The organism is Pseudomonas sp. P1_F7 (assembly GCF_056405655.1).
In genome coordinates this window covers 301,715-310,655 of sequence record NZ_JBFUBR010000013.1, presented here as the reverse complement: position 1 = coordinate 310,655, position 8,941 = coordinate 301,715, and the positions used below count along the sequence as shown (strand labels likewise).

Sequence of the window (8,941 nt, the reverse complement as noted above, 5' to 3'; positions counted from 1 at the left end):
GTTGGAACCACCTGATCCCATCCCGAACTCAGCAGTGAAACGATGCATCGCCGATGGTAGTGTGGGGTTTCCCCATGTGAGAGTAGGTCATCGTCAAGATTAAATTCCGAAACCCCTATCTGCGTACGCAGGTAGGGGTTTTGTTTTTGCGCGTGAAAAAAACAGGGCTGGTTGTTGCACATTTCGCACAGTTATTTTCAGCCCATGGCACTAGAATAGGCCCAACTTTTTCAGAGTCAGAGCCTTTATGCCGGATCCGGTTGACGCCCAAGGGCTGTCAGAATTACCGCTAGACAACCTGGTTGCCTGCCATGAGTGCGACTTGCTCATGCGTAAACCCGAACTCGCCCATGGCGAAAAAGCCCTGTGCCCGCGCTGTGGCTACGAGCTTTATGCCCATCGCTACAACGTCGTACAGCGCAGTCTTGCCTTGGTCATCGCCGCCTTGTTGTTGTTTATTCCGGCGAACTTTTTACCCATCATGCAACTCAATCTGCTCGGGCAATCTTCGCAAGACACTGTCTGGAGCGGTGTTGTCGCCCTTTTTGACACCGGCATGCAAAGTGTTTCAGTGATCGTATTCCTGTGCAGCATGGGGATCCCGCTGCTCAAGCTGCTGTGCCAATTGGCCGTATTGTTGAGTATCCGTTTTGATGTCGGACGCAGCTACGGCTTGTTGCTCTATCGCATTTATCACCATGTACGCGAATGGGGGATGCTCGAGGTTTACTTCATGGGCGTACTGGTGGCTATCGTCAAGCTGGCAGATATGGCAGCAATCACCGTAGGCCTCGGCCTGGCGTGCTTCATTGGTTTGTTGCTGATTCAAGTCTGGCTGGAGGTCGTAATGTCGCCTCACCAGATCTGGCAAGCGTTATCAGGAGAGGATGCCCATGCGGGCGATTGATGCAGGCATTCTGATTTGCAAGGAATGTCATGAATTGAACAGGCAGGAAGCTGATACCGACGAGCAAGTCTGTACGCGCTGCGGGGCGCTGGTGCATGCCCGCAGCCCGAATAGTCTGGTGCGCACCTGGGCATTGCTGATTACCGCCGCCATTCTTTACATACCGGCTAATTTGTTGCCGATCATGACCGTGAACTCCCTGGGCAAAGGTGCGCCCAGCACGATCATGGCAGGTGTGATCGAGTTGGTGCACTACGGAATGATCCCCATTGCGGCCGTGGTGTTTATCGCCAGTATTCTGGTGCCCACCTTCAAGCTGGTAGGTATCGCTCTGCTGCTGTTTTCCGTGCAGCGCCGTCAGCCCCTTTCGGCTCGCCAGCGTATCTGGATGTACCGTTTCATTGAATTCATCGGCCGCTGGTCGATGCTCGATATCTTTGTGATCGCCATCCTCGTGGCGGTCGTGAATTTTGGGCGGCTTGCCAGCATCGAAGCCAATCTTGGCGCCATCGCCTTCGCCACTGTGGTGATTCTGACGATGCTTGCCGCAGTAACTTTCGATCCCCGACTGATTTGGGATAACACGGAGTCGGACGACGACCATGACTGATTTGCCTGTAGCGAAAACCCGACCGGCCTCGAACTGGTCTGCCATTTGGGTGTTGCCCCTGATTGCATTGATTATCGGCGGCTGGCTCGGCTGGCGTGCCTATAACGAGACCGGCATCGAGATTCAGGTGCGTTTTGAGAGTGGCGAAGGTATTCAGGCCAACAAGACCGAAGTTGTCTATAAAGGCATGTCAGTCGGCAAGGTCAAAAGCCTCAAGCTCGATGATGAGGGCAGTTCCAAAGGTGTGATCGCCAGCATCGAAATGAACAAGGACGTAGAGCCATACCTGCGCACCAGCACGCGTTTCTGGCTGGTCAAGCCGAGCGTGACGCTGGCCGGTATCACGGGCCTTGAGACGCTGGTTTCGGGCAACTACGTTGCGATCAGCCCGGGTGAGGGTGAGCCGGTTCGCAAGTTCAAGGCGCTGGCTCAGGAGCCACCGCTCTCCGATGCCCAACCGGGTCTGCACCTGACCATCAAGGCTGATCGCTTGGGTTCGTTGAACCGCGGCAGCCCGGTGTTCTACAAACAGATCAAGGTGGGTCAGATCAAGAGCTACGTGCTCTCCGAGGACCAGAGCACCGTCGAGCTCAAGGTTTTCATCGAACCGACCTACGCCAAACTGGTGCGCAAACACACGCGCTTCTGGAACGCCAGCGGCATCAGCATTGACGCCAATCTGTCCGGTGTGAAAGTGCGCAGCGAGTCGTTGGCCAGCATCGTCGCCGGTGGTATTGCGTTCGCTACGCCTGAAAACCGCAAGGACAGCCCGCCTACCGATCCAAGCCTGCCGTTCAGACTCTACGAAGACTTCGATGCAGCGGCGGCCGGTATCCGGGTCAAGGTCAAGCTCAGCGACTTCGAAGGCTTGCAGGCCGGTCGTACGCCGGTGATGTACAAAGGCATACAGGTCGGCAATCTCAAGGCGCTGAAGGTCGATCCTGATCTGTCCGGGGCCACCGCCGAATTGACGATGGACCCATTGGCCGAAGATTACCTGGTGGACGGTACGCAATTCTGGGTGGTCAAGCCGTCGATTTCCCTCGCGGGGATTACCGGCCTGGAAGCGCTGGTCAAAGGTAACTACATCGCTGTGCGTCCTGGCGACAAGGGGGCCGCACCGCAACGCGAATTCGTGGCGCGGCCCAAGGCGCCACCACTGGATCTGCGTGCACCGGGCCTGCACCTGGTGTTGTTCACCGAAAACCTTGGTTCGCTGGAAGTCGGCAGTCCGGTTCTCTACAAACAGGTCAAGGTCGGTTCGGTACAGAGCTATCAGTTCTCGCGCACCAAAAAGCAGTTGATCATCGGCGTGCACATCGAGAAGGAATACGAGGATCTGGTCAACGCCTCGACACGCTTCTGGAATGCCAGCGGCATCACGCTCACGGGCGGACTGACCGGTGGGATTCAAGTCAAAAGTGAGTCGCTGCAAAGCTTGATGGCCGGCGGTATTGCGTTTGAAACCCCGGAAGCCAAGGCGCCGCTACAGAAGCGCATTCCACGTTTCCGCTTGTTCGCCAGCCATGACGACGCCACGCAAAAGGGCGAGGTGATCAGCATCAAGGTAGACCGCGCCGATGGTTTGCGTACGGGTACGCCAATTCGCTTCAAGGGCCTGGATGTCGGCAAGATCGAGGACGTTGACCTGAGTGACGACCTGCAATCGGTGCTGCTGACCGCACGGATTACGGAAGTGCCGGAGCGCATCGCCCGGGTTGGCAGTCAGTTCTGGGTGGTCAAGCCTGAACTGGGGCTGATCAAGACGTCCAACCTCGAAACCCTGGTGACCGGGCAATACATCGAGGTGCAACCGGCACCGAAGAATCTGGGGCCGCAGAAGAACTTTGTCGCTTTGGCCGCTGCGCCGGAAACCGCCAAGCAGGAAGCGGGATTGAGTCTGGTGCTGAGCGCCGCTCGTCGTGGTTCGCTGAAGGCCGGTGTGCCAGTGACGTATCGCGAAATCACCGTGGGCAAGGTGACTGGCTATGAGCTGGGCCAGACCGCTGACCGTGTCCTGATCCATATCCTGATCGAGCCGAAGTACGCGCCACTGGTACGCAACGGCACGCGGTTCTGGAACACCAGCGGTTTCGACTTCGATGTCGGCCTGTTCAGAGGCGCAACGGTGCGTACTGAGTCCCTGGAAACGATTATTCAGGGCGGTGTCGCCTTTGCCACGCCGGACGGTGAGCGCATGGGCAGCCCGGCGCTACCTGAGCAGACGTTCGCGCTATTCGACAAGTTCGAAGATGAATGGCTGACCTGGGCGCCGAAGATTTCGCTGGGTAAATAGTCTGAGGGTTATGTGTCGTCAGTGATGACGCCTTCGCGGGCTTGCCCGCGAAGAGGCCCTGAAGTTCACTGCAAAGCTAAATGACACACCTATGAAAAAGGCCGCGATCCAATGGAGCGCGGCCTTTTTTATTGTCATTGCTTGAGGCGTCAGACCGCGTCCAGCTCCGGCTCGTCCGCTTCGACATTGACCGTCGCTTTAACCTGATCGTGACGACGGATGTACTTCCAGTCCGCCTCGTCGATGTAGATGCCGGCCGGGCCGCTGCCGCCTTCCAGGTCGATGGCGACACTGGCGCAGACCTGCGGCTTCACGCTCGCCAGGATCGGCACGAAGCCCAGTTGCAGGCTGGTTTCCAGCAATGCGGCCTGGTTCTTCTCATCGATGTCCGCCGCCTCGTCGAGGTAGTACGGCAGGCGCACGCGTCCGGCCAGGTCACGGTCCATCAAGTGCAGCAACAAGTACATGTTGGTCAGCGCCTTGATGGTCATGGTGGTGCCGTTGGACGCCGCACCGTCGATGTCGGTGTGGATTACCGGCTGACCGTTGACCTTGGTGATCTCGAACGCCAGTTCGAACAAGTCCTTGAGGCCGAGCTGGTTGTGGTTGGCCGCCACCAGCCGCGCCAGGTATTCCTTGGCCTCTTCGTTCTTGTTGTCCTGCTCGGCGCTTTGGCTGAGGTCGAAGACCGACAGGGTTTCGCCTTCCTCATACTGACCGGCGCTGTGGATGATCTGGTCGATGTGCTTGAGCGCTTCCTTGTTCGGTGCAAGCACGATGCGGAAGCTTTGCAGGTTGGAGACCTGACGTTTGTTGATCTCGCGGTTGAACAGTGCCAGTTGGTGTTCGAGGCTGTCGTAGTCGCTGCGGATATTGCGCAGGGTCCGGGCGATGTCCGTCACGGCGGCACGGCGAGCCTTGCCCAGGGTCAGGGCTTCGTCGGTACGGTGCGCATAGGCGTTGATCAGCAGTTGCAGGCGACGTTCCATATCGTCTTCGCTGTCGAACTTGGCCACGCCCTTGAGGCGCACCTGAGCGTACAGCGCTTCGATCTGGCCGTCGGCCCGCAGCAGGCCTTGCCAGCTGTCCTGATAGTCGTTGAGCAGCGGCAGCAGGTTGTCCATGGAATCGTCGATCGGGTCCATGAACGGTGTGCCGAACGGCAGGTCTGCCGGCAACAACTGGCGACGGCGCAGGGCGTCGTCGAGGGTGCGTTGCTTGGCTTCCATGTCACCGATCTGCCGGCCGACCAGTTGCAGCTTGGCCGACAGTTGCTGGACGCGCTCGGTGAAGGCGTCGCTGGAACGCTTCAATTCGTCCTGTGCGGCTTCCATTTGCGCCAGTTGCTCAAGCTTGTCACCTTCCTCGGCGCTAAGGGTTTGCGCGCGGCGGAAATCTTCCAGAGCTTTCTGCGCATCCAGCACTTGCTGGTACAGCGCTTCGGTCTGGGTCTTGCTCGCGGCGCGGTCGGCAGCCACGGCTTGCTGGGTTTTCAGTTGCTTGAGTTCTTTTTCCAGGCGCTCTTTCTGGTCACGCAGGGCCGCGCGGTCAGCCAGGGCCTGCAATGCCGGAGGTTCGATGTGGGAGATGTCGATGGACAGGCCCGGCACTTCGAAACGTTCGCCTTTGAAACCGTCGAGGATCAGCTCCACGGATTTGACCCACTCGCCGTCGTCGTCAAGGGTGATGCCGTGTTCACCCAGCGGCAGGCTGAACAGTGCGCTGTTGAACAGGCGCATCAGGCGTTCGACGTCTTGCTGCGAGAATTCTTCGCGCAGACGGGCGTAGCTGTTGTTGTCCGCATGATCGAGTTGCTGCCTGACCGACTTCAGGCGTTTTTCCAGGTCGCGCAGGCGCTCGTCGAGGTCTTCGGCGCTGAACTGGCGCGATTGTGCCAGCGCACCGGCCAGTTCGTCGTGGGCATCCTTGGCGGCCAGCAGTTGCTGTTCCAGCACCTTGACGTCATCGATCAGGGCAAAGCGATGCTTGAGCACCGACAATTCGCCGAGCCAGCGCTGGATGCCGGTGATTTCCCGCTCCAGGCGCATCAGTTCCTGAGTGCCGCCACGCTGATCGTTTTGCAGGGCGTCCTGCTCGTTGCGGTAGTGCTCGGCCTGAATGGTCAGCTCTTCTTTGCGCGCACCGGCGTAGTCCGACCAGGTGCCGAGCAGGGAGTCGAGCAACGGCGAGATCCGGTGCAGTTTGCCGCGCAGGATGTCGCGTTGCTTCACGCCGTTGGCCAAGGCTTCGACCAAGGGGCCGGCGGCGACCAGCGAGTTGTAGTCCTGCTCCATGCGTCGTACATCGCGGAACGCCTCTTCGCACGCGGCGATGTAGTCGACGCTACCGGAACGCAGGCTGTGTTCGAAGGCATCGAGGAACAGCTGCTTGAGCTTGGCTGCGGTGATTTCGCGCATGTGCAGCAGGTTGATGAACAGCGCGCGGAAGGTCTTCAGGCTCTGCTCGCTGGTCGAGCGCAGCGGAATCAGCGTCAGGTCCAGCGGGATCGAGGTGTGACCACCGACCAGCAAACGGCGCAGTTCATCCGGCTTGAGCTCGTAGGCTTTCAGGCCTTCGCGCTCAAGGTTGGTGAACAGTTCTTTCTGACGCAGGCAGGTGTCGTTTTTTTGGTAGTGGGCCAGGTCCAGTTTGCCGGCATAGGCAAAGAACTGGTGACCGAAGCCGCCGCCCGGGCCGCGGCCAACCACACCGATCACGTGGGGGCCGTGGGGCAGGTTCACTTCGACCAGGATGTAACTGGTGTCCGAGGCGAAGTAGAAGCGCCGGGACTGCTCCAGGCTGTACTTGCCGAAGCTCATGTCCGACATGCGCGCCAGGATCGGGAACTGCAGGGCGTTGATCGAAGCAGATTTACCGAGGTTGTTCGCGCCGTACACCGACAGCGGCTCTTCCAGCGGAAACAGGCCGAGGCTGTAGCCGGCGGTGTTCAAAAGGGCAAAGCGGCGGATACCGTAACGTTCCTTGCTCATGCGTCGAGCTCCTGTTCTTCGGCAATGGCACGGGCCAGTGCGTCTTCTTCGCTTTCATCTTCAAATTCCGCGAGGTCGAGCGGGTCGTCGGTCTGCAGCAGTTTTTCGTCGCTGTCTTCGTCGATCAGCACTGGTACCGGCAACGGCAGGACGCTGTGCAGACTGGCGGCCAGATCGCGGTCCTGCTGCACCGACAGGCACACATCGAGGAAACGGTGCATCGGCGGCAGGAAACGGTAGACGCCGTTTTCTTCGCTGGCGAAACCGAGCTGGGTCATGCGCCGCATGATTTTTTCTTCGAGCTCGTCCTGGGTCTGCACTTCGGCCTGGATGAACAGGTCGCGGTACTTTTCCAGCAACGACGGCAGTTCGTCGCGACCGAGGCTGCCGCCGTCGAGCACGGCGATCGGGTCGCGCCCCTGATCGGCCAGATGCTCGACGAGGATGAAGGTGAACAGCGCCAGACGCTGGGCGGTCTTGTTCACCGCCGCCGCCGCGAGGTCCGGCACGAAGTAGTAGAAGCCCCGGGTGTCGCAGACCAGTTCAAAGCCCAGGGCCTTGAACAGCGTGCGGTACTGGTCCTGGAAGTTCGACAACTGTGCGTACAGCTCCGGATCGCGGCGACTGACGTGGTAACCCTTGAACAGCTCGCGAAAGATCGGCGCCAGTTGGGACAGTTCGGAAAGATCAAGATGCATATGGAGTGCTCGCAGAATCCTCGGCGGCGGCGTCGCTGACCGAGAGCAGGGCGAAGGAGCGCAGGCTGACCTGGTGCTCGTGAGTATGGTATTCGCGACGTTCCAGACGCTCGCGCTTGAAGCGTTTTTCCCGCGACAGACGCGAGAACCAGTACAGCAATTCGTCGGTGGCGCCGTCCGGCTCCTGCTCCAGCAGCCAGGTCATCAGGTCCGGCATCGGCAAGGCGTCTTCGCAGCGTTCGAGCATTTCCCGAACGGTGCGTGGCGCCCGTGGCGCTTCGCCTTTCTGGGTCTTGTGAGCCTTGGGGAAGCGCGCCGGTTTCGGTTCGAAGCGGGCCAACGCATAAACGTAGGCTTCGACCTGACTGGCACTGCCGAGGAAGGTGCTCTGCGGGCGAGTGAACATCGGCATCGCCGCTTGCGGCACGGCGTCGATGCCCTTGCGGCGGATCATCGACAGGGCCAATGCGGCGCCACGGGTCACGGCGTTGTGCCGACGGGCTTCTTCACGTAACGGCAGCAGCAGCTCGCGGGCGTGACGCAGGGTCAGCTGGGCGCTGGTCTGCATTTCCAGGATGCGCGCGTGGGTGCGCAGCAGCATGTCGTCGTCGACCAGGTGGCCGAGGCGTTGCTGTTCGCTGAGCATCTTCAGCAGGACGGTTTCGACCTTGCGCACGCCTTGTTCGAAGGCGCCGTCGGCGTTCACCAGATCAATCATCGGCTCGACGTATTCGTCCCAGGTCGCCAGCACTTCAGCGTAACGCTGGCGCAACGGAATCTGCCGGTCGCTGGTTTTCGCCCGTTCGGCGACGGCCACCAGTGCCTGTTCGTCGTTATCGAGTTTTTTCAGCACGTCACGCACGCGCATGTCGAGCAGACGCAACTGGCGGGCGAGGTCATTGCCATCGCGGATATCGAACGCGTCCTGGATATAACCGGCCAGACGCTCCAGGTGGCGCAGGTAGGCTTCGATCTCCAGGCACAGGCCAAGACGGTGTTCACGGCGCAGATAGGCGAGGAAGTCGTGAATCTGCGCATTGAGCTCGAAACGGTTCGGGCTTTTGGCCACGGGAACCAGGATGTCGAGGCGAATCCACACGTCCAGCAGGCTGGTGATGTCCTGCGGCGTACTGTCGAGTTGCTGGGCGGCCAGTTGCGTGCGCAATTCGTTGAGGCTCAGTGTGCCTTGGTCGAAGTGCTCGCACAGTGGCTCCAGGAGTGCCCAGTGTTCAGCGAGGGCGCGCAAGACGCGCTTGGGTTCGATCATCGGAATGGCCGGCTGGTTGGCGATTAAAAGCCGCGATTGTACTGCATCGGGCGCAATGCGATTCAATCTCGGGACGGGCTGTCGCCTTCTTTTCGGTAAAGTGCATCGATCAACTGCGGGCGATCTTGAGCGAACGGCGGTAGAATCAGCGCACTTTAGTTATCCACAAGTGG

Annotated in this window: 6 protein-coding genes and 1 rRNA gene; 4 read left to right on the top strand and 3 right to left on the bottom strand. The window is 59.7% G+C overall.

The features are described 5' to 3' along the window. The 4 genes from rrf to AC1D1M_RS20915 all read left to right on the top strand — a co-directional run. Window positions 1–99, top strand: a 5S ribosomal RNA gene (gene rrf / locus AC1D1M_RS20930); the annotation flags it as partial. A gap of 148 nt (window positions 100–247) precedes the next feature. Further along, window positions 248–907: a paraquat-inducible protein A gene (locus AC1D1M_RS20925; protein ID WP_477777072.1), complete on the top strand. Its 660-nt coding sequence runs from the start codon at window positions 248–250 to the stop codon at window positions 905–907. After that, on the top strand, window positions 894–1,517 hold the full coding sequence (locus tag AC1D1M_RS20920) for a paraquat-inducible protein A (RefSeq protein WP_477762614.1): 624 nt from the start codon (window positions 894–896) through the stop codon (window positions 1,515–1,517). The genes AC1D1M_RS20925 and AC1D1M_RS20920 overlap by 14 nt, the downstream gene beginning before the upstream one ends. Beyond that, complete coding sequence (locus AC1D1M_RS20915; protein ID WP_477777071.1) at window positions 1,510–3,813, top strand: PqiB family protein; 2,304 nt, start codon at window positions 1,510–1,512, stop codon at window positions 3,811–3,813. The genes AC1D1M_RS20920 and AC1D1M_RS20915 overlap by 8 nt, the downstream gene beginning before the upstream one ends. A 149-nt stretch (window positions 3,814–3,962) precedes the next feature. Here AC1D1M_RS20915 and mksF read toward each other — a convergent pair whose 3' ends face one another. From mksF to mksB, 3 genes are read right to left on the bottom strand one after another with little or no spacing between them, the layout of a single operon-like run. Then, complete coding sequence (gene mksF, locus AC1D1M_RS20910; RefSeq protein WP_477777070.1) at window positions 3,963–6,803, bottom strand: Mks condensin complex protein MksF; 2,841 nt, start codon at window positions 6,801–6,803, stop codon at window positions 3,963–3,965. Continuing rightward, on the bottom strand, window positions 6,800–7,501 hold the full coding sequence (gene mksE, locus AC1D1M_RS20905) for an Mks condensin complex protein MksE (protein WP_057398076.1): 702 nt from the start codon (window positions 7,499–7,501) through the stop codon (window positions 6,800–6,802). Before mksE ends, mksF begins: the two co-directional genes overlap by 4 nt. Further along, the gene (gene mksB / locus AC1D1M_RS20900; protein ID WP_477777069.1) at window positions 7,491–8,768 is read right to left on the bottom strand and encodes an Mks condensin complex protein MksB; all 1,278 of its coding nucleotides are present in this window, start codon (window positions 8,766–8,768) and stop codon (window positions 7,491–7,493) included. Before mksB ends, mksE begins: the two co-directional genes overlap by 11 nt. Window positions 8,769–8,941: the final 173 nt, after the last annotated feature.

Bases quoted from the DNA above. Each gene is read 5' to 3' on its own strand.
- mksF (WP_477777070.1), bottom strand. From the start codon at position 6,803: ATGAGCAAGGAACGTTACGGTATCCGCCGCTTTGCCCTTTTGAACACC.
- AC1D1M_RS20920 (WP_477762614.1), top strand. From the start codon at position 894: ATGCGGGCGATTGATGCAGGCATTCTGATTTGCAAGGAATGTCATGAA.
- mksB (WP_477777069.1), bottom strand. From the start codon at position 8,768: ATGATCGAACCCAAGCGCGTCTTGCGCGCCCTCGCTGAACACTGGGCA.
- AC1D1M_RS20925 (WP_477777072.1), top strand. From the start codon at position 248: ATGCCGGATCCGGTTGACGCCCAAGGGCTGTCAGAATTACCGCTAGAC.
- AC1D1M_RS20915 (WP_477777071.1), top strand. From the start codon at position 1,510: ATGACTGATTTGCCTGTAGCGAAAACCCGACCGGCCTCGAACTGGTCT.
- mksE (WP_057398076.1), bottom strand. From the start codon at position 7,501: ATGCATCTTGATCTTTCCGAACTGTCCCAACTGGCGCCGATCTTTCGC.